The 21262-nt window shown below is 69.3% G+C and carries 20 protein-coding genes and 1 pseudogene; 9 read left to right on the top strand and 12 right to left on the bottom strand.

Annotation, left to right across the window (positions count from 1 at the left end):
* Window positions 1-121 precede the first annotated feature (121 nt).
* Entirely contained in the window at window positions 122-778 is a 657-nt protein-coding gene (gene fer, locus Hrr1229_RS13215; RefSeq protein ID WP_123112468.1) for a ferredoxin Fer, read from the top strand.
* A gap of 82 nt (window positions 779-860) precedes the next feature.
* Here fer and Hrr1229_RS13210 read toward each other — a convergent pair whose 3' ends face one another.
* On the bottom strand, window positions 861-3167 hold the full coding sequence (locus Hrr1229_RS13210; RefSeq protein WP_123112469.1) for an OB-fold nucleic acid binding domain-containing protein: 2307 nt from the start codon (window positions 3165-3167) through the stop codon (window positions 861-863).
* A 150-nt stretch (window positions 3168-3317) separates the two neighbouring features.
* A complete protein-coding gene (locus tag Hrr1229_RS13205; RefSeq protein WP_123112470.1) occupies window positions 3318-3932 on the bottom strand; it encodes a YIP1 family protein in 615 nt (204 codons plus the stop codon).
* A 171-nt stretch (window positions 3933-4103) separates the two neighbouring features.
* Here Hrr1229_RS13205 and Hrr1229_RS13200 point away from each other — a divergent pair, with 171 nt between their 5' ends.
* The gene (locus tag Hrr1229_RS13200; RefSeq protein ID WP_123112471.1) at window positions 4104-4577 is read left to right on the top strand and encodes a type IV pilin; all 474 of its coding nucleotides are present in this window, start codon (window positions 4104-4106) and stop codon (window positions 4575-4577) included.
* A 46-nt stretch (window positions 4578-4623) separates the two neighbouring features.
* On the opposite strand, the pseudogene Hrr1229_RS18235 reads toward Hrr1229_RS13200, so the two are convergent.
* The 3 genes and pseudogenes from Hrr1229_RS18235 to Hrr1229_RS13190 all read right to left on the bottom strand — a co-directional run.
* Window positions 4624-4749 (bottom strand): annotated as a pseudogene (locus tag Hrr1229_RS18235) (gfo/Idh/MocA family oxidoreductase); the annotation flags it as partial.
* Window positions 4750-5303: 554 nt separating this feature from the next.
* Entirely contained in the window at window positions 5304-6473 is a 1170-nt protein-coding gene (locus Hrr1229_RS13195) for a Gfo/Idh/MocA family oxidoreductase (RefSeq protein ID WP_123112472.1), read from the bottom strand.
* 15 nt (window positions 6474-6488) lie between these two features.
* Window positions 6489-7460 carry a sugar phosphate isomerase/epimerase gene (locus tag Hrr1229_RS13190; RefSeq protein ID WP_123112473.1) on the bottom strand — a complete coding sequence of 324 codons (972 nt, stop codon included), beginning with the start codon at window positions 7458-7460 and terminating at the stop codon, window positions 6489-6491.
* A gap of 165 nt (window positions 7461-7625) precedes the next feature.
* Between Hrr1229_RS13190 and Hrr1229_RS13185 the strand changes: the two genes are divergently transcribed.
* On the top strand, window positions 7626-8558 hold the full coding sequence (locus tag Hrr1229_RS13185; protein WP_123112474.1) for a PspA/IM30 family protein: 933 nt from the start codon (window positions 7626-7628) through the stop codon (window positions 8556-8558).
* A 50-nt stretch (window positions 8559-8608) separates the two neighbouring features.
* On the opposite strand, the gene Hrr1229_RS13180 is transcribed toward Hrr1229_RS13185, so the two are convergent.
* Window positions 8609-9658 (bottom strand): dipeptide epimerase, encoded by a 1050-nt coding sequence (locus Hrr1229_RS13180; protein WP_123112475.1) that lies wholly within the window; start codon window positions 9656-9658, stop codon window positions 8609-8611.
* Window positions 9655-10776: a DUF1611 domain-containing protein gene (locus Hrr1229_RS13175; protein ID WP_176329415.1), complete on the bottom strand. Its 1122-nt coding sequence runs from the start codon at window positions 10774-10776 to the stop codon at window positions 9655-9657. Before Hrr1229_RS13175 ends, Hrr1229_RS13180 begins: the two co-directional genes overlap by 4 nt.
* Before the next feature lie 336 nt (window positions 10777-11112).
* On the opposite strand from Hrr1229_RS13175, the gene Hrr1229_RS13170 reads away from it, so the two are divergent.
* On the top strand, window positions 11113-11385 hold the full coding sequence (locus tag Hrr1229_RS13170; RefSeq protein ID WP_148041738.1) for a hypothetical protein: 273 nt from the start codon (window positions 11113-11115) through the stop codon (window positions 11383-11385).
* Window positions 11386-11491: 106 nt separating this feature from the next.
* On the opposite strand, the gene Hrr1229_RS13165 is transcribed toward Hrr1229_RS13170, so the two are convergent.
* Window positions 11492-11809, bottom strand: a complete 318-nt coding sequence (locus tag Hrr1229_RS13165) for a DUF5785 family protein (protein ID WP_123112476.1) — start codon at window positions 11807-11809, stop codon at window positions 11492-11494.
* Between the two features lie 121 nt (window positions 11810-11930).
* On the opposite strand from Hrr1229_RS13165, the gene Hrr1229_RS13160 reads away from it, so the two are divergent.
* Window positions 11931-12398 carry a hypothetical protein gene (locus Hrr1229_RS13160; RefSeq protein WP_123112477.1) on the top strand — a complete coding sequence of 156 codons (468 nt, stop codon included), beginning with the start codon at window positions 11931-11933 and terminating at the stop codon, window positions 12396-12398.
* Between the two features lie 29 nt (window positions 12399-12427).
* Here the strand turns inward: Hrr1229_RS13160 and fdhF are convergent, their stop codons facing one another.
* Window positions 12428-14566 carry a formate dehydrogenase subunit alpha gene (gene fdhF / locus Hrr1229_RS13155; protein ID WP_123112478.1) on the bottom strand — a complete coding sequence of 713 codons (2139 nt, stop codon included), beginning with the start codon at window positions 14564-14566 and terminating at the stop codon, window positions 12428-12430.
* Between the two features lie 207 nt (window positions 14567-14773).
* Between fdhF and Hrr1229_RS13150 the strand changes: the two genes are divergently transcribed.
* Window positions 14774-15943: a glutathione-independent formaldehyde dehydrogenase gene (locus Hrr1229_RS13150; protein ID WP_123112479.1), complete on the top strand. Its 1170-nt coding sequence runs from the start codon at window positions 14774-14776 to the stop codon at window positions 15941-15943.
* Window positions 15944-15999: 56 nt separating this feature from the next.
* On the opposite strand, the gene Hrr1229_RS13145 is transcribed toward Hrr1229_RS13150, so the two are convergent.
* A complete protein-coding gene (locus tag Hrr1229_RS13145) occupies window positions 16000-16167 on the bottom strand; it encodes a hypothetical protein (RefSeq protein ID WP_176329414.1) in 168 nt (55 codons plus the stop codon).
* 184 nt (window positions 16168-16351) lie between these two features.
* Between Hrr1229_RS13145 and Hrr1229_RS13140 the strand changes: the two genes are divergently transcribed.
* Window positions 16352-16504 (top strand): hypothetical protein, encoded by a 153-nt coding sequence (locus tag Hrr1229_RS13140; protein ID WP_004046465.1) that lies wholly within the window; start codon window positions 16352-16354, stop codon window positions 16502-16504.
* Between the two features lies 1 nt (window position 16505).
* On the opposite strand, the gene Hrr1229_RS13135 is transcribed toward Hrr1229_RS13140, so the two are convergent.
* Complete coding sequence (locus Hrr1229_RS13135) at window positions 16506-17627, bottom strand: GTP-binding protein (protein ID WP_123112480.1); 1122 nt, start codon at window positions 17625-17627, stop codon at window positions 16506-16508.
* A gap of 115 nt (window positions 17628-17742) precedes the next feature.
* On the opposite strand from Hrr1229_RS13135, the gene Hrr1229_RS13130 reads away from it, so the two are divergent.
* Window positions 17743-18402: a hypothetical protein gene (locus Hrr1229_RS13130; protein ID WP_123112481.1), complete on the top strand. Its 660-nt coding sequence runs from the start codon at window positions 17743-17745 to the stop codon at window positions 18400-18402.
* Between the two features lie 6 nt (window positions 18403-18408).
* Here Hrr1229_RS13130 and yqeC read toward each other — a convergent pair whose 3' ends face one another.
* On the bottom strand, window positions 18409-19140 hold the full coding sequence (gene yqeC, locus Hrr1229_RS13125) for a selenium cofactor biosynthesis protein YqeC (RefSeq protein WP_123112482.1): 732 nt from the start codon (window positions 19138-19140) through the stop codon (window positions 18409-18411).
* 104 nt (window positions 19141-19244) lie between these two features.
* Between yqeC and Hrr1229_RS13120 the strand changes: the two genes are divergently transcribed.
* A complete protein-coding gene (locus Hrr1229_RS13120; RefSeq protein WP_123112483.1) occupies window positions 19245-21248 on the top strand; it encodes an aldehyde ferredoxin oxidoreductase C-terminal domain-containing protein in 2004 nt (667 codons plus the stop codon).
* Window positions 21249-21262 lie beyond the last annotated feature (14 nt).

The raw sequence follows: 21262 nt of genomic DNA, 5'->3' as shown, positions 1-21262 counted from the left end.
ACTCGATCCCTCGGCGCGGCGGCTCTTAAACCATCGACTCGCGCGCCGCATCGATCCGCCACCGCGCGCTGCCGGCTTGTGGGGCGTTTATGTGCGTCAGTCGACTACGATTCGGTACCGAATGGTCTCGCCGTTCGAGGTGTTACGAGTCGACGAGGACGCGGACGAGGCCGCGATAGAGCGCGCCTACCGCGAACGGGTGAAGGAGGCTCACCCCGACCAGGGCGGGACCGTCGAGGAGTTCCAACTGGTCAGGCGCGCCTACCGCGAGATCGACGAGCAAAGCCGAAACGGAAACGGGGCCGCCGCCGCCGACGTCACCGAGGTCGACCTGGCCGACGACGGGGACGAGGCCGCCGAGGTCGATCCCGTGCGCGTCGAGTTCCTCGATTACGACGCCCTCGCCGACTACGGCTGGTCGCTCGACGACGACGATCTATTTAAAAAGGCCTCGCACGCGGACCTCGGCGAGGCCGAGCACGGCCGCCTGCTCGTCCAGCCGGACGAGAGCCTGCTGGAGGCGGCCGAGAACCGCGGGTTCGGGTGGCCGTTCTCCTGTCGCGGCGGGGCCTGCGCGAACTGCGCGGTGTACCTCGTCGAGGGCGACCTCTCGCAGCCCGCCAACCACATCATGCCCGATGAGCTGGCGGCGCGCGGGTTCCGGCTCTCGTGTAACGGCTACCCGCTGAGCGACGAGCTGAAGGTCGTGTTCAACGTGAAACACCTCGCCGAGCTCGACGACCTCATCCTCCCGCCCGGGCCGTTCACGCGGCGGTGACCGTCCTCGGGACCGACGTCGAGATGGCGCTGTTCTTTTAAAAGAAACCGCGGCGGCGGGCCTCGAACCGATTCGCCTCCGATCAGAACGCTTCGGCGACGGCGGCGACGACGGCGTCCTCGACGGCGTCGCGCTCGCCCGAGAGGAACTCGATTTTCCCCTCGCGGAGCCCGGCCGTGGTGACGTCGGCGGCGGGCGCGAGCTCTGCCGCGCGCTCGGCCACGTCGCGGACGGAGACGTCCTCGCTCGTCCGGAGGTACAGCTCGTCGGTGCCGATGCCGACGGTCGCGTGCGCCTCGCCGTTCACGCGGCGGCGGTGGAGGTCGTCGAGGAGGAGCGGCGTCGGCGGGAAGTCGTATCGGTGCGTGTAGCCGTCGGTGTCGAGCACGTCGAACTCGACGCCGTCGACCGCCTCGGTGACGACGTTCGCGGTCGCGGTCTCGACCTCCGTCTCCAGCTTCTCACGGAACTGCTCGGAGACGTGCGCCGCGAGGTTGCCGCCGTCCTCGAAGAGGAGGTCGGCGACCAGCTCGCGCTTGTCCTGGTACGACTGGTAGTACGCCTCCAGCGCGACGGCCTCGCGGAGCTCCGCGACGCGCTCGACGTCGTAGCCCGCGTCGCGAGCGAGGTCGACGTAGCGGTCCGGGGTGTCCGCCCAGTAGCTCACGGCCGGGAGGTGCCGCAGGTCGTCGCGGACCTCGTCGTTGACCGCGGAGGCCAGCGAGGCGACCAGCGCGCCCGTCGAGAGGTCGCCCTCGACCGACTCGATCTCCGGCGAGACGAGCGTGTCGACGGCCTCGCGGGTCTCGGGGTCGGCGACCTCGGCGTCGACGACGACGGCGTCGACGCCGTAGACGGAGAGCAGGTCGATGCCGTCCGCGGACTCGACGGTCGAGCCGGTGCCGACGAGTAAGAAGAGCGGGAGCTTCTCGTCATGGCGGTCGCGGTCCTGCAGCATGCGGGTCGCGTCGTTCGTCGCCGCGTCCATCCCGTACACCGGGTCGTCGAGCGGTCGTCGGGTGAAGTAGTGGTACTCGGCGTCGCTCTTGGCGTGCTCGTCGCGGATCAGCGGGAGCACGGCGCGCTCGACCGCCGCGCCGGCGACGTAGCCGTCGGCGGTGGCGGGGTGGCGCACGACTATCGGGCGTGACTCGAGGACCGCGCGGCGGAGCGCCTCCGCGGCGTCGAGCAGTCCGTCGGCGAGCTGCGCGACCGTCTCGTCGCCCGCGAGCGGCTGGAGCCCGTCGGGACGCGCCTCGTCGGTGAGCGCCTCCGCGAGCCGGCGGCGGACCGTCTCGGCCCCCTCGCCCTCGAGGAGGACGAGCGCCTCGGACTCGACCTGCACGTCGCCCCGGTGGCTCTCGACCTCGCCGTCGATCCGCACCGCGTCGCCGACCTCGACATCCGGGTACGCCCGGACGCCGGGCTCGACGAACGCCGCCACGTCGACGACGCCGGTCTCGTCCCGGACCTCGAAGACGGTGGGGCCGCCGGTCTGCCGGACGCCGACAACTTCGCCGTCGATCCGCACCGCGTCGCCGACGGCCTCGGAGAGGGTCCCGATCTCGACGCGCTCGCGGTCGTCGTCGAGGTCGTCCTCGCTCTCGGTGTCGGTCTCGTTTTCGGCCTCGCTCTCCCTTTCGGCCTCCGCCCCGCTCTCGGTCTCGGCCTCGGCCTCGCTTTTGTCGGCGGTGTCGGTGCCTGCTGCCTCGGTCGCGTCGACCGTCTCGCTCGTCTCCGCCGTTTTGTCGGCGTCCTCGCTCACGGCGTCGACGGACTCGTCGTCGGTCTCGGATTCAGTCGCTTCGTCGTCGGTCTCGGTGGCGTCCTCAATCTCGGCGGCGTCCTCAATCTCGGCAGCGTCCTCAATCTCGGCAGCGTCCTCAATCTCGGCAGCGTCCTCAATCTCGGCAGCGCCCTCAACCTCGGCAGCGCCCTCAACCTCGGCAGCGTCGTCGGCCGCGGCGGCCTCGTCCGCTTCGGCCGCGTCCTCATCGCCGTCCTCCTCCGGGAGGTACTCGGTGTCGCCGTCCTGGACGAGCACGCCGCGGAACTCGCGGTCGGCCTGTCGGATCGACCACGCGAGGTCGATGTTCCCGTTGTCGCGGACGCCCTTCACTTGGACGAACACCTCGTCACCGGGCTCCCAGTCGAGGCTGTCGAGACGCCGGTCGAGCTCGGAGCGGTGGAGGAGTCCGGTCACGCCCGGCGCGAGGTCGACGAACACGCCGAACTCGGCGTAGCCGTCGACGACGCCGCGGTAGAACCGGTCCGGTACGAGCTGGTCGGGGGAGTTTCCGCGGAAGTCGAACACGACGTCCTCCTGGTGCGGGTCGCAGATGCGACCGCCGCCGTCGACGTCGACGCCACAGATGATACAGGATCCCATTTGAGTACACCGAGAGCCTCGGGCCTAAAACGGTTGTCGAAAGCCTCGCGGGAGCTACTCGACGGAAACGACCGCGGCGGCGAGTTCCGGGCACGAACGAGCGAGACCGCTCCGGGCGCCCCGCCGTTCGAGGTGACCGCACTCCCGCCGCTACGCGAGGACCGTCCGAACCGACGCGATCACGCGGTAGCCGACGCCGTAGCCGAGCAGGGCCGGCGGGACCCCGGCGACGAGCGTGCGCGGCCACGAGGTCCCGTGAACGACCCGGAACCCGATCAGGAGCAGCGCCGCGGCGTACGCGCCGCAGGCGATCCGCAGCGCCGGGACCGGCGGCCCGGCGAGCGCCATCGGCGAGCTCGCGTACGCGACGACCTGCACGGTCTCACTGACCCCGCCGCGGTCCCGCAGCGAGAGCCCGTCGTCTAACTCGACGCTGGCGAGGATCACGCTCACGGTCGCGACGGCCGCGGTCAGGTGCAGTCCGACCGGGGCCGCGAGCGCGACCACGACGAGGAAGGCGATCAGCGCGGAGACGGGCACGGACGCGACGATCCCCGGAACGGCGGACGGGTCGGCGGCCATCCAGCCGAGCGCGAACGCGGCGGCGACGGCGACGGCGAACGTCAGCGCGGGCGCCTGATCGCCGGGCGCCACGCCGTTGGCGAAGAGGCGACGCGGCCGGACGAGCGCCTCGACCCAGGCGCGAGCGAGCCCGCGCGGCCCCCGCGCTCGCCCGCCCGCCGGGTCCTCGATCCACGATGTCACGTGCGCCTTTCGGACGGGTGGAATAACGGGGTTCCGGTTCGGCGCGGCGGACCGCGCGGCGACCCGACACGGGCGACGGCGGACTTCCCCGCACTCTCGTGGGTCACCCGTTCTCTCGTCTGATAAGCGGCGCGTAAACTCTTATACCGGGCCGCGCGGAGCGGTAGTCGAATGCGAGGGTTCAGGAACGACGAACGGGGGTTCACCCCGATAGCCGGCACGGGGCTGCTCGTGGGCGTCGTCGTCCTGCTGCTGGCGGTCGTGGGAGCCGCGATGTTCGGCCTGATCGACGGGGTCGCGCCGCCGGACGCGGAGTTCCAGGTCGAACACGAGGACGGTGACCTCGTCGTCGTCGCCGCCGGCCCCGAGCCCGTCCCGGCCGAGGAGCTGTACGTCCGCGGCGAGGACCCCGACGGCGAGGTCGAGTTCGGCGCGTGGCCCGGTGACGGGGTGGTCGAACCCGGCGATCGCGTGGTCGTGCCGAACGCGACCGGGAACGAGCAGTTCGACGTGGTCTGGGAGCCGGTCGCGTTCGACACCCGCGAGACCCTCGGCACCTATAACGGCGAGGACTCCGCGATCCAGGAATGGAGCGAGGACAACGGCGGCAGCACGCCGGGCGGCGGCGTCGGCGTCGGCGTCTGACGCCGGGCCGGGCGAGCGGTCGGAGTGAACGCCCGCTCGCGAGCGCTCACTCGACTGTGACCCACTCGCCGCGCTCGTCGGAGCGCTCGATCGCGTCGAGGACCTCTTGGACCGCGTACCCCTCGGCGAACGACGGCGAGAACTCGCCGCCCTCGGCGACCGCGGAGAGGAAGTTTCACCTATCATCAAAGGTCATGTAGAAGAGTATACCCGGTACTATCAAAATACCAACATCAAGCGGACGTATGAAGGTAGTCAAACGTGAGAATGAATCGAAGAGGAGAGGGAACCAAACCCGGAATTACTCACAAAATTGTAGGTTTTATATCACCATTCAATTTTAGTGTTCGTCGGTTACTCATATAGCTATGAGTCAAAACGACACTTTGTCGACCAATAAGGGGCGTAGTTGGTTATATTGGCTCCGGATAAAGAGTAAGAATGCTATTCGGTATTTGGCGATGCTCGTCGTGATTGTCTCTGTATGGCATTTTTTTGCCCCATTCATTTCAATCCCGGTGTGGCCGGCGTATCAGTCGCTCATACCGAATGAGGCGATTGCCGTTGGCCAACAGCCAAGAACAATAATTAACATCGCTCACCTTCTCCCGATGGTAATTGGTGGGATCGTCGTTTGGAAACTTTAGACAGCGTATAGATTATGATGAAACTATTCTGGCAGTTGACTATTTTTATCAGCAGATACGGGGTAGCGCTCCGTCGCGGTCAGAGCGTGATCCACTCGCCGCGCTCGTCGGAGCGCTCGATCGCGTCGAGGACCTCCTGGACCGCGTACCCCTCGGCGAACGACGGCGAGAACTCGCCGCCCTCGGCGACCGCGGAGAGGAACTCGTAGTTCTCGTGGACGAAGGTGTGCTCCCAGCCGATGACGTGACCGGGGGGCCACCAGTGGTCGACGTACGGGTCGGTCTCGTCGGTGACGAGGACCGTCTGGTAGCCGCGGTCGCCCTCCCGGAGCACCTCCAGTTCGTTGAGCCGCTCTAAGGAGAACTTCAGGCTCCCCTTCGAGCCGTGGACCTCGATCGTGTGATCGTTCTTGTGGCCGGTCGCGAACCGAGTCGCCTCGAAGGTTCCCGTCGCGCCCGACTCGTAGGCGACCTGCGCGGAGTAGGCGTCGTCGACCGTCACGTCACGGTACTCCTCGACGGCGGGGTCGTCAGCGTCGTCGCCGCCGTCACCGTCCTCCCCCGAGTCGCCGTCGGCGTACACGGGGCGCTCGTCGACGAACGTCCGGAGGTGACCGGAGAGGCGGTCGATCTCGCCGACCTCGTCGCCGACGAGGAAGTCCGCGAGGTCGATCGTGTGCGCGCCGAGATCGCCGAGCGCGCCGGAGCCCGCCATGTCGGCGTCCATGCGCCACGCCCACGGCGCCTCGGGATCGACGAGCCAGTCCTGGAGATAGCGCCCGCGGACCTGACGGATCTCGCCGAGCTCGCCGTCCTCGATCAGCCCCTTCGCGTAGCGGATCGCCGGGACGAACCGGTAGTTGAACGCGGTTCCGGCTTGGACGTCCGCCTCGGCGGCGGCGTCGCGCATGGCCGCCGCTTCGTCGAGGGTCGGCGCGAGCGGCTTCTCGCAGAGGACGGGCACGCCCGCCTCGAGGGCCGCGATCGACGGCTCCGCGTGGACGTGGTTCGGGCCGAGGTTGTAGAATACGTCCACCTCGTCGATCGCGGCGGCCCAGTCGGTCGCCGTGTGCGAGAAGCCGAACCGGTCGGCGGCCTCCGCGAGCGCCTCCTCGTCGCGGCCGACGAGCGTGTGGCGCTCGACGTCGGGCGCGTCGGGGAAGAACATCGGCAGCCGCGCCAGCGCGTTCGCGTGCGCCTTCCCCATGAACCGATACCCCAGCACGCCGATCTTGAGTGGCTGTGTCATGATATCGCCCTCCGTCTACTCCGCCCAGTAGGCGTCGCCCGCTCGCGTCTCGAAGACCGCGCGGTCGAGCACGTCGACCGCCTTCTCCAACCCCTCGCGCGAGGAGGTGAGCGAGTCCTCGTGTTCGATCGAGAGCGCGCCCTCGTAGCCGACCATCCGGAGCGTCGAGACGACGTCCTTCCAGTGGGCCTCGTCGTGGCCGTAGCCGATCGACCGGAACAGCCACGAGCGGTCGGGCTCCTCGGTGTAGCTCGTCGTGTCGAGCACGCCCTTCACCCTGGCGTTGGCGTCGTACACCTTCGTGTCCTTCGCGTGGACGTGGTGGATCGCGTCGTGGTCGCCCAGAAAGCGGATCGCCTCCGTCACGTCGATCCCCTGCCAGTAGAGGTGCGACGGGTCGAAGTTGGCGCCGATCCGCTCGTTCGTGGCCTCCCGCAGCGCCAGCATCCCGGTCGGTTCGTAGACGAGCATGTTCGGATGCATCTCGATAGCCACGTCGACGCCGTGGTGGTCAGCGTGTTTCGCGAGGTCACGCCAGTACGGGATCGCGACCTCGTCCCACTGGTACTCGTGGGCGTCGGCGTGCTCCGTCGGCCACGGCGCCGTGATCCAGTTCGGCGTCGAGTCGCCGGGCGCGCCCGCGGGGAGCCCGGAGAAGCAGGTCACCGTGTCGACGCCGAGCAGATCGGCGAGCTCGATCGCCTCGCGGAGCTCGCGGTCGGCCGCCGCGGCGCGCTCCTCGTCGGGATGCAGCGGGTTGTTGTGGGTCGCCAACGCCGAGATCCGGAGGTCGTGACCGTCGAGCAGGTCGAGCAGCTCCTCGCGCGCGCTTTCGTCTGCGAGGTGCGCCTCGCGGTCGACGTGGTCCTCGCCCGGCCACCCGCCGACGCCCAGCTCGACCGCGTCGACCCCGACGGAGTCGAGGTACGCTGCCGCGTCGTCGATCGATTCTCCCCCCAACGGAACGGTCAGTACGCCGATGTCCATACGCGGGGATAGTACAACACCCCGAATAAATCTTCAGGACCGATGGCCCGGGTGGCCCCGCGACCGACTTCCGGCCCCGTTCCGGGCGTTTCGGCCCCCGTTCCGGCCACGCGCGGGCCCGGGAACTACATGAGGTTTTAACGGGTGGAACGCGTAAGCCGGGACATGGGAATCCTCTCGCGCGCCTCCTACGTCATCCGCTCGAAGGTGAACGCCCTCCTGAACCGAGCGGAGGACCCGACCGAGTCGCTCGACTACTCGTACGAACAGATGCGCGACGAGCTCCAGGACGTCAAGCAGGGGATCGCCGACCTGACGACCCAGAAGAAGCGCCTGGAGATCCAGAAGCGCAAGCTCGAGGAGAACGTCGAGAAGCACAACCGACAGGCGCGCGAGGCGGTCCAGCAGGACCGCGACGACCTCGCGCGCAAGGCCCTCGAGAAAAAGAAGTCGAAGATGACGCAGATCGAGGAGCTGGAAGGCCAGATCGCGAAGCTGAACGACACCCAAGAGCAGCTCGTCGAGAAGAAGAACAAGCTCCAGAATCGCATCGAGGAGTTCCGCACGAAGAAAGAGACGATGAAGGCCCGCTACGAGGCCGCGGAGGCCTCCTCGCGCGTCTCCGAGGCGATGACCGGCGTCGGCGACGAGATGGAGGACGTGAGCCGCTCGATCGAGCGCGCCGAGGAGCGCACCGAGGAGATGGAGGCGCGCGCCGAGGCGATGGACGAGCTGGAGGAGTCCGGCGCGTTCGAGGACGCGCTCTCCGACAAGGACAGCATCGACCGCGAGCTGGAGAGCCTCTCGACGGACAGCGAGGTCGACGCCGAGCTGGAGACGCTCAAAGGCGAGCTCGGAAAGGGCGAGCCCGCGAACGGCGGCGACGAGGTCGACGCCGACGAGGACATCGACGCGGAGCTGGCGGACATCGAGAACGAGATGAACGCGGACGACCTCGAAGCGGACCTCGACAGCGAGGCGCAACGCGCCTCTGGCAGCCGGACGCAGTCCGGCGACGACGGCGACGCCGACATCGACGAGGAGCTCGACGTCGAGCTGGAGGAGTCGGAAGTCGACGCAGACGAGCCGAAAAACTGAGGCGAACGGGTCGCAGAAACTGACGCCTCCGGGCCGCAGAAACCGACGCGTTACTGCTCCGAGCTCGGCCGGGCCCCGGTCCCCGCCCGCTCCTGGTTTTCGAGCCGGATCGCTCCGCCTTTCATGTCGATCCCGTCGTACGGGTCCTCGGCGAGCAGCAGCGAGCCGTCGAGGTCGGCGTAGTCCAGCAGGGGTGCGAGCCCCGCCGCAGCCGCGATCGACGCGTTCGACTCGATCATGCAGCCGCACATGACCTCCAGCCCGTGGGCGCGCGCGGCGGCGATCATCCGTCGCGCCTCCAGCAGACCGCCGGTCTTCATCAGCTTCAGGTTCGCGATGTCGCAGCGGTCGGCGATCGCGGGAATGTCCGAGAGCGTGACGCACGACTCGTCCGCCGCGATGGGGAGCGCGGACCGCTCGTAGGCGAACCGGAGCCCCTCCGGGTCATCGGCGGGCACCGGCTGCTCGACGAACTCCACGCCGCGTTCGGCGAGCCACTCGCTCTTGTCGACCGCCTCGCGGGGGGTCCACGCCTCGTTGGCGTCGACGCGGAGGCGGGCGTCCGGCGCGGCCTCGCGGACCGCGTCGATCAGCTCGCGGTCCCGGTCGGTGCCGAGCTTGATCTTGAGGATCGGGTAGCCGGCCTCGACCGCGGCTGCTGCCTTCTCGCGGACGCGCTCCGTCTCGTCGAGCCCGACCGTGTAGGAGGTCTTCGGCGCGGTCGAGGGGTCGAGCCCCCAGAGCCGGTGGAGCGGGACGCCGAGCCGCTTCGCGGCGAGGTCGTGGACGGCGGTCGAGACGGCGGCCCTAGCGGCCGGGTTGTCGCCGATCGCGCTCGCCATGCGGGACTCGATCTCGTGGAGCGCGTGCGGGTCGCCGACCGCTTCGACGACCGAGAGGAGCTCCGGGAGCACCGCCTCGACCGTGGCGGCCGTCTCGCCGTAGTGAGCCGACGGCGCGGCGCCGCCGACGCCGGTCATTCCGGCCTCGTCGGCGATCCGGACGATCACGTTCTCGGCCTCGGTCTGGGTGCCCCGCGAGATGGTGAACGGGTTCTCGAGCGGGAGCGAGACGCGCTCGAACTCTGTCTCGAGGCTCATTCGCCGCCGGCCCTCCCGTCGACGGCCCCCTCGTCGGTGGCCCCCCCGTCGGCGGCCGCGGTCTCCCCGCTGAGCCCCGCGTCGACGATGCCATCGACGATCGCCTCGGCACCGTCGCGGACCGGGTCGGCGGCGGGCGTCCCGAGCGCGTCGCCGAAGTCGGCGACCGCGTCCGCGGCAGCGCCGTCGTCGGCGACGTCTTTGGTGTTGAGCGCACCGGCGACGACGCTCGCCTCGCGCACGGGCGCCGCGAGCCCCTCGTAGAGGTCGACGTACTCTTCGATCGAGGGGAGCGAGAACGACTCGTAGCCGTGGACCGCCTCGCGGCCCGCGGCGTGACAGAGGACGAGCCCGTCCGCCATCGAGCCGTGGAGGATACCGCAGGTGACCGCCGAGTAGGCGGGATGAATGATGCTCCCCTGGCCCTCGACGACGAGGAGGTCGTGGGCGTCGCCGACCTCGACGAGCATGTCCTCGACCGCGCCCGCCGTGAAGTCGGAGACGACGCGGTCGATCGGGTTCCCCCACCCGGCGATCATGATTCCGGTCTGACCGGTCGGAACGAAGGCGGCGTCGATCCCGCGCTCGCGGGCGGCGGCGACGATCTCCAGCGAGGCGGTCATCTTCCCGACCGAGCAGTCGGTGCCGACCGTGCACACCACGTCGGCGTCGACGTCGCCGGATGCCCCCGTCGCCACCGTCAGGTCGTCGTCGGGCTCGCGGACGTCGACGAGGTCGACGCCGTGCTCGTCCGCGAGCGCGGCCAGTTCCTCGTTCTCGTTTAAAAAGTAGTGGAGTCCGCTGACCACGTCGCAGCCGGCCTCGATCGCGGCCTCCACGTCCCCCCGCCACGACTCGTCGAAGCCGCCGCCGATCGGGGCAATTCCGATATATAAGGCGTCGACGTCGCCGTCGGCGGCCGCGTACGCCTCGTCGAACGACTCGACGATCGGCGCGTCCGCGACGTCGGGGACGTGGTCGCCGACGCGGTCGCCGGCGCGGTCGCGGTCGAGGACGGCCCGCACGTCCTGGTCGCCGTAGCGCATCACGCCGAGGGCGGTCTTCGCGCGGTCGGGGAACTTCTCGTGGGCGAGGATGACGATCCGTTCGTCGCTCATGTCCGGCCGGTCGCCCCGGCCGGGCTTAAAAGAGTCGGGGTCAGTCCGCGAGTCGATCGACGGCTTCGTCGTCGTCCGAAGAACTGCGGACAGCGTCGAGACTATTTATAAAACAGCTGCGGTGGCGCGCCCCGGTGAGCGGCCGACAGGCCGCGAACCGAGCGCGAGGGAGTCGGACCGGCGCACTTGCGCCGGTCCGACGAGGCTGGGGAGGTGTGAGGCTGCGGTCGCGGGACGGGTTGGGATGGGACTCAAAGGGGCAGCCGCGAGGGCCGCGGAGGCGACGCAAGCACCACAGGGAGCGAGCAACGCGAGCGACCGAGGAGCGCAGCGAGCGTGCGCGGCCCTCGCGGCTGGGGCTTTGGAGGAGTTCTTGGCGTCCTCGACCGCAACGACGTATCGCCGAGCGGCTGGGGCTTTGGAGGAGTTCTTGGCGTCCTCGACCGCAACGACGTATCGCCGAGCGGCTGGGGCTTTGGAGGAGTTCTTGGCGTCCTCGACCGCAACGACGTATCGCCGAGCGGCTGGGGCTTTGGAGGAGTTCTTGGCGTCCTCGACCGCAACGACGTATCGCCGAGCGGCTGGGGCTTTGGAGGTGTTCACAACTGATTCGGACTCACCTACTTATAAAGAGACGACTAGGGAGCCAGAGACGCGTCCCGTGATTTCGGCGGTCATATATAAACTAACGACGCCGGGACCGATATCTACGTATTCAGGCGCTGCCGTCGACGAACTGGTCGGCGCCCTCGTAGAACCAGTAGCCGTTCTCGCGCATCGCGCGGCCGAGCTCTTGGTGGAACTCGACGAAGTCCGCGAACTCCTCTTTCTCGACGCCCTCGAAGATCTCCGCGACCGAGACGACCGTCTCGAAGTCGATCCGGACCGGGTGGTCGCCGTACTGCTCGACGTACTCCGCGGCCGACAGCGGGAAGTCCTCCTCCTCGTCGATCTTCTTCGCGAGCACGGCGTGGCCGTACTGCCGCCTGCCCTCGCTGCCCTGCTCGCCGTCGGGGTCGTGTGGCCAGTCCATACCCACCGTTTACCGTGCCACAGGAAAGTCGTTGCGCTCCGTCGGACGACCGACGACCGCCGCGGTCGCTCGCTCGCGAGCCCCCACAAAGTATTCCCCGACGGCCGGGCCGCGTCCACGCATGCGCCGCAGAGCCCTCCTCGCGTCCGCAACCGCCGTCGGTACCGCCTCGGTCGCAGGATGTCCCACGCCGCCGTGGAGTGACGACCCCGTACAGATCGACGGCGCCGAGGTGACGTTCCGCCGCGAGTACGACGGCGAGATCGATGGTGTCGAGACCGAGCCACACGATATCGCCGAGGTGCGCCGGCATCTCGACCGAGATCCGCCGCGATTGGTCGTGGCCGGCCGCCTCCTCGACGGGTCTCGACGCTGTTATCGAGTCACGCTGTTCGAGGCCGCGCTCGACGACGGGGCGCTCAGGCTCCGAATCGTCTCCGAGGACGATCCCGACTGGGACGGCGACGTCTGTTCGGACATCGCCGAGCACCACCCGTACTCGGTCGCCGTCGCGTTCGTCGAGGCGGCCGTCCCGGAGCGCGTCGTCGTCCGCCACGAAGACGAGACGATACTGGAAGAAAGCGTGTGAAAAAAAAAGCGTGCGAGAACCGACGCCGCTCAGTCGTCGGCCGACGCCGATTCGTCTCCCGCGGACTCGAGCCCGACCTCGATCTCGGCCGCCGCGGCCTTGTACTCGGGTATCTTCGCGCGGTCGTCGAGGACGTCGTTCGTGAGTCGGTTCGCGGAGGCGGCCGCGAAGTGCGGCGTCGTCCAGACGACGCCCTCCTTGATATCCTCAGTTACCTGCGCTTTCACCTCGATCTCGCCGCGCCGCGACCGGAGCGTCACCATGTCCCCGTCCTCGATCCCGTACCGCTCCGCGTCGTTCGGGTGGACGTCGACGAAGTTCTCCGGGTGCTGCCGCGACAGCGTCGGCGAGCGGCGGCTCATCGTCCCCGTGTTGTAGTGCTCCTCTAAGCGCGCCGTGGTGAGGATCAGCGGGTACTCCTCGTCGGGGACTTCCTTCGGCGGTTGGTGGCGGACGCCCTCGATCTGCCCGAGACCGTTCTCCGTGTCGAAGGAGTCCTCGTAGAGGAACTGGTCGCCCTCGTCGCCCTCCTCGTAGCAGGGCCAGTGGAGCCCCTCCTCGCCGAGCCCGTCGTAGGTCATCCCGTGGTAGATCGGGCACACCGCTCGGAGCTCCTCGAAGACGGCCTCCACGTCGTCGAATCGGAACTCCTCTTCGCTGAAGAGGCGGCTCCCGACCTCCATCAGGATGTCGAGGTCGTGCTTGGTGTTCTCGTGGACCTTCTCGACCCCGCGCATCCGCTGGACGCGGCGGTCGGTGTTGGTGACGGTGCCGCCGCGCTCGGCCCACGTCGTCGCCGGGAGGACGACGTCGGCGAACTCGGCGGTCTCCGTCATGAAGATGTCCTGCGCGACCATGAACTCCAGCGACTTCAGCCGCTCTTCGACCTCGTTGCCGTCGGGCTCGCTCATCACGGGGTTCTCGCCCATCACGTACAGCCCCTTCACCGAGTGGCCCGCCTCGTGGGAGATCTCGACGTTGGTGAGCCCGGGTTCCGCGGGCACCTCGAAGCCCCAGACCTCCTCGACCGACTCGCGGACCTCCGGGTTGTCGACGAGCTGGTAGCCGGGGAGCACGTTCGGCATCGCGCCCACGTCGCTGGTCCCCTGAACGTTGTTCTGCCCGCGGAGGGGGTTGACGCCGGTGCCGGGCCGGCCGAGGTTCCCCGTTATCAGCGCGAGGTTGATCTCGTTTTGCACGTTGTCGACGCCGCAGGTGTGCTGGCTCATCCCCATCCCGGTGAAGATGGCGGCGTTGTTCGCCATCGCGTACTTCTCCGCGGCGAGCTCGATGTCTTCGAGGGGGACGCCGGCCTCCTCGGCGGCCGCCTCCTTGTCGAAGTCCGCGAGGGTCTCCTTCAGGTGTTCGAACCCCTCCGTGCGCTCGTCGATGAACGCCTCGTCGATCCAGCCCGCGTCGGGCTCTTCCTCGTGGCGCTCGAGGATCGTCTTCAGGACGACGTTGAGGAGCGGGATGTCGGCGCCGGGGTTGAGCTGGAGGTGCATGTGCCGCTCGGTCTCGTCGATGTCGAACGAGCGGGTGGTCTTGTTGGCGTGGGGGTCGACCTGGATGACGGTCGCGCCCTCCAAGACGGCCTGTCGGAAGTACTGGCTGTTGGCGATCGGGTGTTGCTCGCCGGGGTTCGCCCCCTGGATCCAGAACACGTCGGCCGCCTCCTCTAAGTCCTCCATGCTGTTCGTCATCGCGCCCGCGCCGAGGCTGGTCCGGAGCGCCCACACCGTCGAGGCGTGGCACATCCGCGTGCAGTTGTCGACGTTGTTGGTGCCGTACCGGCGCGCGAGCTTCTGGAGGAGGTAGTTCTCCTCGTTCATCGTCTTCGAGGAGCCGAAGAAGCCCATCGCGTCGGGGCCGTAGTCGTCTCGGATGCGCTCCATCTCCGAGACGATCCGGTCGTACGCCTCCTCCCACGTGGCCTCGCGGAACTCGCCGTCCTCCTTGATGAGCGGCTCGGTCAGTCGGTCCTCGTGGTCGACGACCTGCGTCGCCGCGCCGCCCTTGATGCAGACGCGCCCCTCGTTGACCGGCGCCTCGCCCCACGGCATGAAGTTCACGTCGCCGGGATCGTCGCCTTGTCGGACCTTGATCCCGCAGCCAACGCCGCAGTACGGACAGATCGTCTTCACCGCGTCGTCCGGCTCACTAGACATCCGTCTCACCGTCCACGTGTGTGTTCATATCACACGATCTATCGTCGGAGTCCATGAGTGTACCGGTGGTTATCACGAGCGAGTGACGGGAACGGGTCGGTGCCCGACGCACAGCGGCTGTTAACAGCGATCTGAACTGGCTTATTAATGGTAAAATATAACGGAAAAACATTTACTATGGATTATTAACACGATTCAAACGCAACCATGAGAGCAGTTGTCTATCAAGGCCCGTACGATGTGGCCGTAGAAGAGGTAGAAGAGCCGGAGATCGAACACCCGAACGATGTCGTCGTCGACATCACGACATCCTGTATCTGTGGGTCGGACCTCCACATGTACGAGGGGCGGACCGCGGCCGAGGAGGGCATCGTCTTCGGTCACGAGAACATGGGGATCGTGAGCGAGGTCGGCGAGGCCGTCTCGACGCTGGAGGAGGGGGACCGCGTCGTGATGCCGTTCAACGTGTCGTGCGGCTTCTGTCAGAACTGCGAGGAGGGGTACACCGGCTTCTGTACCAACGTCAATCCGGGCTTCGCGGGCGGCGCGTACGGCTATGTCGCCATGGGCCCGTATCCGGGCGGACAGGCCGAGAAGCTGCGAGTGCCGTACGCCGACCACAACGCCCTGAAGCTGCCCGAGGGGCGTGAACACGAGGACGCGTTCTCGCTGCTCGCGGACATCTTCCCGACCGGGTGGCACGGCACCGAGCTGGCCAACCTGCAGCCCGGCGAGTCGGTCGCCATCTTCGGGGCGGGCCCGGTCGGACTGATGGCCGCCTACAGCGCGAAAATCAAGGGCGCGGCCGAGATCTACGTCGTCGACCAGGTGCCCAGTCGACTGGAACTGGCAGAGGAGCACTGCGACGCCAACGCCATCGACTTCTCCGAGGGCGACCCGGTCGACCAGATCATCGAGGAGCACGGCGGGATGGTCGACAAAGGCGTCGACGCGGTCGGCTACCAGGCGACCGACCCCGACGACGTCGACACCGAGACCGAGGACTACTCCTACCAGCCGGCCAAGGAGAACCCGGCGGTCGTCATCAACAACCTCATCCGCGTGGTCCGACCGACCGGCGAGCTCGGCATCCCCGGCCTGTACGTGCCGGAGGACCCGGGCGCGCCCGACGACATGGCCGCGCAGGGGCGGCTCGGCATCGACTTCGGGAAATTCTTCGAGAAGGGCCTCAAGTGCGGCACGGGCCAGTGTAACGTGAAGGAGTACAACCGGTACCTCCGCGACATGATCATCGAGGGGCGCGCCGACCCGAGCTGGGTCGTCTCGCACCGCGTCAACCTCGACGAGGCGCCGGAGATGTACGAGGCGTTCGACGCCCGCGAGGAGGGCGTCACGAAGGTCCTGCTGGAGCCCTGAACCGACGAGGCCGCGCCTCGCCGCCGTTCCGATTATTTTTCAGACCGCGACGAGCGTTAGGCCCGGAGCCACGCCTTCGGGTGTTCCGACCGGAGATGCGACTGATACCGGCCGATCAGCTCCGGATACCCGTCGGCGACGCAGTGCCACTCGCAGTGGTCGCAGCCGCGTTCGACCGCTTCGTCGCCGCCTTGAACGTATCCGCCGCGCCTGTATGTGACCATGGGTGTCTCGTCGCGGGCGAGCCGCGTCGATAGGTACCGTACGTCACGGAGGGGGTTCACTCTGTCGCCGCTCGCATCACGCTACCGGCGCGGATCTGAGACGGACGCAACGGCGGAACCACGGGAATTTGCCCCCACCCGTACCGCCGAAACCGGTATGTCGCTCCCTCGCGTGGGCTCCCGTATGTGCAAGTACTGTAACTGGGCGTTCCACGACGGGTGGGGCGAGCTGTTGAAGTACGACGACGTTTATCAGTCGGCGGTCGGCGCCGAGACCGAGTCGACTCACGGGTTCCACGAGGACTGGGACGACCTGCAGGCCGAACTGGGGATCTGACTCAGAGCGGGAAGACGTCGGCCGCCGCCTCCCTGTCGGCGTCGGTCGTCGCCAGATCGTCGAGCTCTCCGCGGATCTTCGCCTCGTCCATCTCGCTGCCGATGAACACGAGCCGCGTGCGGCGGTCGTCGCCCTCCCCCCACTCGCCGATGGGGCCCGCCTGGACCGAGGGGCCGGCCTGGCTCACGCCGATGACCTCGTCGGTGCCCGCGACGTTCGCGACCCCCTTCGCCCGCACGATGGCGCCGTCCCAGTCGTCGAGCCAGTCGGCGAACGGCTCCGGGTCGAGGGCGTCGGCGGAGCGGTAGACGAACGAGTCGACCCCGTGGGCCGCGGCGGCCCCCTCGGCGTGGTCGTGGCCGTGGTCGTGCTGATCGGCCGCCGACTCTTCCTCGCCTTCGCTCTCGGCGATCGCGCGCTTCCACCCCGGCGACCGCTTGGCCGTCTCGAAGTCGAACCGACCGGTGTCGAGGACGTCGCCGGGATCGACCTCGGAGTAGCTGGTCCGGATCCGCTTCGCCCGCGGGCCGAGCTGATCCGCGACCGACTCGATCTCGTCGACCACGTCGTCGGGGACCATGTCCGTCTTGTTCAACACGAGCACGTCGCAGAACTCGATCCCCTCGACGAGCACGTCCGCAAGGGGGCGGTCGGCCGCCGGCTCCCCGTCGCCCGGGAGGCTCTCGCCCGCGTCGAACTCCTTCCAGAACCCGTAGGTGTCGAGGACCGTCACCATCGTGTCGAGCCGGAAGCGCTCGGTCGGGTCGATATCGGAGTCGGCGGTCCCTTCGGTGAACGCCCGCGCGACCGGGATCGGCTCGGAGATGCCCGACGACTCCACGAGCAGGTAGTCGAACTCGCGGGACTCCGCGAGCGCCGCGGCCTCGCTGAGCAGGTCGTCCTGCAGCCGACAGCAGATGCAGCCGTTCGAGAGGTCGACGATCCCCTCCTCGTCGTTCTCGCGGGCGACCAGCTCCGCGTCGACGTTCACCTCCCCCATGTCGTTTAAGATGACGGCGATCCGCCTGTCGCCGGGGTTCGCGAGCAGGTGGTTCACCAACGTCGTCTTCCCGGCGCCGAGATAGCCGCTGAGAACGGTGACCGGGATCCGGTCGTCTGTCATGCGTGCTACCAGCGCCCACGAGTGTATGAAACGATCGATCGACGGGATCATGAAAACGACCGATCGACGGGGTCGTGACGAACGTTCATGCCCCCCACGCTCGTATCGGCGAGCCATGAACCTGACCGAGTCGACGATCCGGGACCGCGCCCGGGAGTACGCGGAGTCGGAACCGCTGTACGACGTGGAGCGGCAGCACGTGGAGACGGTCCCGAAGACGTTCGCCGGCGACGAGTACGGGCGACGGGACGCACAGTGGATCGTCAGGTGGTACTTCCGGCGGTACTTCGGCGAGTACCCGGACCGGGAGCGGCGCGAGCGGGAGGAGGCGTTCCGGGACAACGAGTTCGGCGACGTGATGGACGCCATCCGGGCCGCCGTCGACGCGGTGGGAAAGGGATCGACCGCGAACGACGACCCGCCGAACGCCGACGACCCGCCGGACGCCGACGACATCGCCGGCGCCCTCGACGCGCTCACCGCGCTCGACGGAGTCGACGTCGCGGTCGCGTCCGGCTACCTCCAGTTCCTCGCCCCGTCGCGGTTCGTCGCGATCGATCCCCGGACCTGGCGCGCGCTGAAGGAGGCCGGCGAGCTCGACGACCCGTACCCGGAGCCGCCGTCGGCCGCCGACTATCGGCGCTTCGACGACGCCTGTCGCGCGGTGACGGCGCGGACCGGAGTCGACGCCTGGACGCTGTACCGTGCGCTCTGGCGATCGGGGGCGGAGCTGTCGGACGCGGACCGCGGCGCGGGACCGGACGCCTCCACCTAACCGGCGCTACGAGACGACCTCGACGATCGGGTCGTCCGCGATCAGGCGAGTGAGGAGGACGCGCGGCACGTTGGCGTGGTCGAGCACCCCCTCGGCGACGGCGCGGGCCGCGGCCGCGTCCGCCTCGTCGTCGACCTTGTTCACGACGGGGACCGCGGTCGCGCCGTCGGGGACGCCCTTCAGCCCGCCCGCGTCGCTCGCGAGCACGGCCGCGACGTCAGCGGGTCGGATCTCGTCGCCGAGCGCGCGGCCCGTGATCGCGGCCACGCGCTCGGGCCGGTGAACGAGGTCCGCGGAGAGCGGTTCGCCGACGACGTGCGCGCTCGCTATCGGGACGACGACGTCCGCGGTCGCCGGGATCTGCGGCTCGCGGTCCCCGGGCGCCTTGAACTCCCGGAGCCGCGCCCCGTCCGCCTTCACGAGGGTCGCGCCCGGCGCGACGTCGGCGATCTCGGCGACGGTCTCGGCGTCGTACCCGAGGTAGCGGTCCGATCGGTCGCGTTCGGGGACCAACCCGAGCGGCCAGTCGTTGCCCGCCGCTTCGCCGACCGCCGCGACCGGATCGCCGGTCACGCGCACCGCTGCGACCCGGTCGTCGAAGATCGGGATTCGGACGGTCGCGGTCACTACCGCTCGGTCGAGCCGGTCGGCAAGCGCGAACAGCACCGACTTCTTCCCGCCCGCGCCGACGACGCAGACGGTGGCGTCGCGGGCGTCGAGCGCAGTCGTCAGGTCCATACCGGGCGTTCGGCCGCGGACCGCCTCACTCTGACGGTCGGAGAGACCAGCGACCGACACCCGTGGCGAACATTTGATACGTCTCCGCCGCGCAGGGCGTCTAAATGAGTCGGCGCCGCACCCACGTCCTCCGCGTCGACCTCTCGGCGGGCGAGACCGCCCGCGAGCGCGTCCCGCGCGACTGGCGACGCGATTACGTCGGCGGAAAGGGCCTCGGGGCGCGCTACCTCTACGAGGAGCTGTCGCCGGGGACGGACCCGACGGGCCCGGGGAACCTCCTCGCGTTCTTCGTCGGCCCGCTCGCGGGGTTCCTCCCGGGGGAGACGCGCTACGCCGCGGTGACGAAGTCCCCGCTCACCGGCGCCTTCCTCGACTCCTACGCCGGCGGGGCGTTCGCGGACCGACTCGCCGGGTCGCTCGACGACTGCCTCGGGCTGCTCGTGACCGGCGCCGCCGACCGGCCGGTTCACGTCGAGATCGAGGGGGGAAGCGCCCGGATCGAGGCGAGCGACGCGTGGGGCGCCGACGCCGCCGAGACCGCGGCCCGGTTCCCGGACGCCGGGGTCGCCTGCGTCGGCCCGGCCGGCGAGCGCGAGGCGGTGTACGCGACGGTCGCGAGCGACGGCGGCGACCACCACGCGGGCCGCGGCGGCGCCGGCGCCGTGATGGGCGCGAAGCGGCTGAAGGCGGTCGTCGCCCGCGACCCCCCGCCGGCGGTCCCGGACGACCTCGCCGCGCTCCGGGACCGCGACGCGGCGGCGTACGGACGGGACGCGACGGGCGAGTGGCAGGCGGCCGGCGAGACGATCGAGACCGTCGACTACGCGAACGAGGTCGGCGTCCTCGCGGCCGAGGGGTGGACGGAGACCGGGTTCGACGGCACCGACGACATCGGCGTCGAGGCCGCGCTGGAACGCGCGACGGGCCGCGAAGCGGTCGGCGATCGCCGATCGCAAGACGACGGTGTCGGCGCCGTCGACGCCGAGGGCGCGGACGCGGCCGTCCCCGGCGGCTTCCGGATCGACACGCCCGACGGCGAGGTGGTCCCGCGCGGCGCGGCGCCGATCACGCTCGGCGCGGGGCTCGGTATCGACGACTTCGATCGGGTCGTCGAACTCTGCGGGGTCTGCGACCGACTCGGCCTCGACGTGATCGGCGCGGGCAACGCCGTCGCGTGGGCGATCCGCGCCGGCGAGGCGGACGTGATCGACTGTCCGATCGAGTTCGGCGACCCGGACGGCGCCCGCCGGCTGCTGGAGGCGATTGCGACACGCGAGCCCCCGGCCGACCTGGACGTGGCCCCCGGACTGCCGGACGCGCTCGCCGACGGGATCGACGCCGCCGCGGCCCGGTTCGGCGGCGAGGCGCTCGTACCCACGGTGAAGTCCATGGCGCTCCCCGGCTTCGACCCGCGCGCTGCGGTCGGCGTCGCGCTCGCGTACGCGACGAGCGACCGCGGGGCGTGCCACCGTCGGGCGCGCCCGCAGGACACCGAGCCGAGTGCTCGGCCCGGGCGGACGCCGACCGATCGAGTTCGTGACGTAGTCGGAGAACAGAACGCGCGGTCGGTGTTGTGGAGCCTCGTCGTCGACGACTTCGTCGGCGAGGCCGTCTGGACCGACCTGGGCGCGGAGTGGCTCTCGGCGATCGACCATCCGGCCGTCGCCGACGTCGGGCGCGACGGCGCGACTCGGGGTGACGCGGTCCGCGGATCTGATCCCGATACGCCGGCCGAACCGGATACACCGACCGACACCGACACGCCGACCGACACCGACACGCCGGCCGACCCGGTCGAGACGCTCGCGGAGACCGGCGAGCGGATCTGGACCCTCACCCGGCTGTTCAACGCCCGCGAGGGGTTCGATCGCGCGGACGACCGTCTCCCCGACCCGCTCCGGTCGCCGACGGCCGACGGGACGCCGGGAGTCGACGGCGACGCGTTCGGTCGGCTGCTGGACCGGTACTACGCGATGCGCGGGTGGGGCGACCGCGGGCTTCCGACGCCGGAGACGGTCGAGCGGCTCGGGCTCGCCGCGGTCGTCGACGACGCGACCCCGCTCGACGACGGGCCGATCGACCCCGCCGAGACGGCCCCGGAGGACTGACTCCCGCCGTCGCG

It is taken from the genome of Halorubrum sp. CBA1229 (assembly GCF_003721435.2).
In the GTDB taxonomy this organism is placed as follows: domain Archaea; phylum Halobacteriota; class Halobacteria; order Halobacteriales; family Haloferacaceae; genus Halorubrum.
This window is presented reverse-complemented; position numbering and strand designations above follow the sequence as displayed.

Excerpts from the sequence above, each read along its gene's own strand:
- fer (WP_123112468.1), top strand. The coding sequence starts at position 122 with ATGGTCTCGCCGTTCGAGGTGTTACGAGTCGACGAGGACGCGGACGAG.
- fdhF (WP_123112478.1), bottom strand. The coding sequence starts at position 14,566 with ATGTCTAGTGAGCCGGACGACGCGGTGAAGACGATCTGTCCGTACTGC.
- Hrr1229_RS13190 (WP_123112473.1), bottom strand. The coding sequence starts at position 7,460 with ATGGACATCGGCGTACTGACCGTTCCGTTGGGGGGAGAATCGATCGAC.
- Hrr1229_RS13200 (WP_123112471.1), top strand. The coding sequence starts at position 4,104 with ATGCGAGGGTTCAGGAACGACGAACGGGGGTTCACCCCGATAGCCGGC.
- Hrr1229_RS13150 (WP_123112479.1), top strand. The coding sequence starts at position 14,774 with ATGAGAGCAGTTGTCTATCAAGGCCCGTACGATGTGGCCGTAGAAGAG.
- Hrr1229_RS13160 (WP_123112477.1), top strand. The coding sequence starts at position 11,931 with ATGCGCCGCAGAGCCCTCCTCGCGTCCGCAACCGCCGTCGGTACCGCC.
- yqeC (WP_123112482.1), bottom strand. The coding sequence starts at position 19,140 with ATGGACCTGACGACTGCGCTCGACGCCCGCGACGCCACCGTCTGCGTC.
- Hrr1229_RS13175 (WP_176329415.1), bottom strand. The coding sequence starts at position 10,776 with ATGAGCGACGAACGGATCGTCATCCTCGCCCACGAGAAGTTCCCCGAC.
- Hrr1229_RS13210 (WP_123112469.1), bottom strand. The coding sequence starts at position 3,167 with ATGGGATCCTGTATCATCTGTGGCGTCGACGTCGACGGCGGCGGTCGC.
- Hrr1229_RS13140 (WP_004046465.1), top strand. The coding sequence starts at position 16,352 with ATGTGCAAGTACTGTAACTGGGCGTTCCACGACGGGTGGGGCGAGCTG.
- Hrr1229_RS13120 (WP_123112483.1), top strand. The coding sequence starts at position 19,245 with ATGAGTCGGCGCCGCACCCACGTCCTCCGCGTCGACCTCTCGGCGGGC.
- Hrr1229_RS13135 (WP_123112480.1), bottom strand. The coding sequence starts at position 17,627 with ATGACAGACGACCGGATCCCGGTCACCGTTCTCAGCGGCTATCTCGGC.
- Hrr1229_RS13165 (WP_123112476.1), bottom strand. The coding sequence starts at position 11,809 with ATGGACTGGCCACACGACCCCGACGGCGAGCAGGGCAGCGAGGGCAGG.
- Hrr1229_RS13185 (WP_123112474.1), top strand. The coding sequence starts at position 7,626 with ATGGGAATCCTCTCGCGCGCCTCCTACGTCATCCGCTCGAAGGTGAAC.
- Hrr1229_RS13130 (WP_123112481.1), top strand. The coding sequence starts at position 17,743 with ATGAACCTGACCGAGTCGACGATCCGGGACCGCGCCCGGGAGTACGCG.
- Hrr1229_RS13180 (WP_123112475.1), bottom strand. The coding sequence starts at position 9,658 with ATGAGCCTCGAGACAGAGTTCGAGCGCGTCTCGCTCCCGCTCGAGAAC.
- Hrr1229_RS13195 (WP_123112472.1), bottom strand. The coding sequence starts at position 6,473 with ATGACACAGCCACTCAAGATCGGCGTGCTGGGGTATCGGTTCATGGGG.
- Hrr1229_RS13145 (WP_176329414.1), bottom strand. The coding sequence starts at position 16,167 with ATGGTCACATACAGGCGCGGCGGATACGTTCAAGGCGGCGACGAAGCG.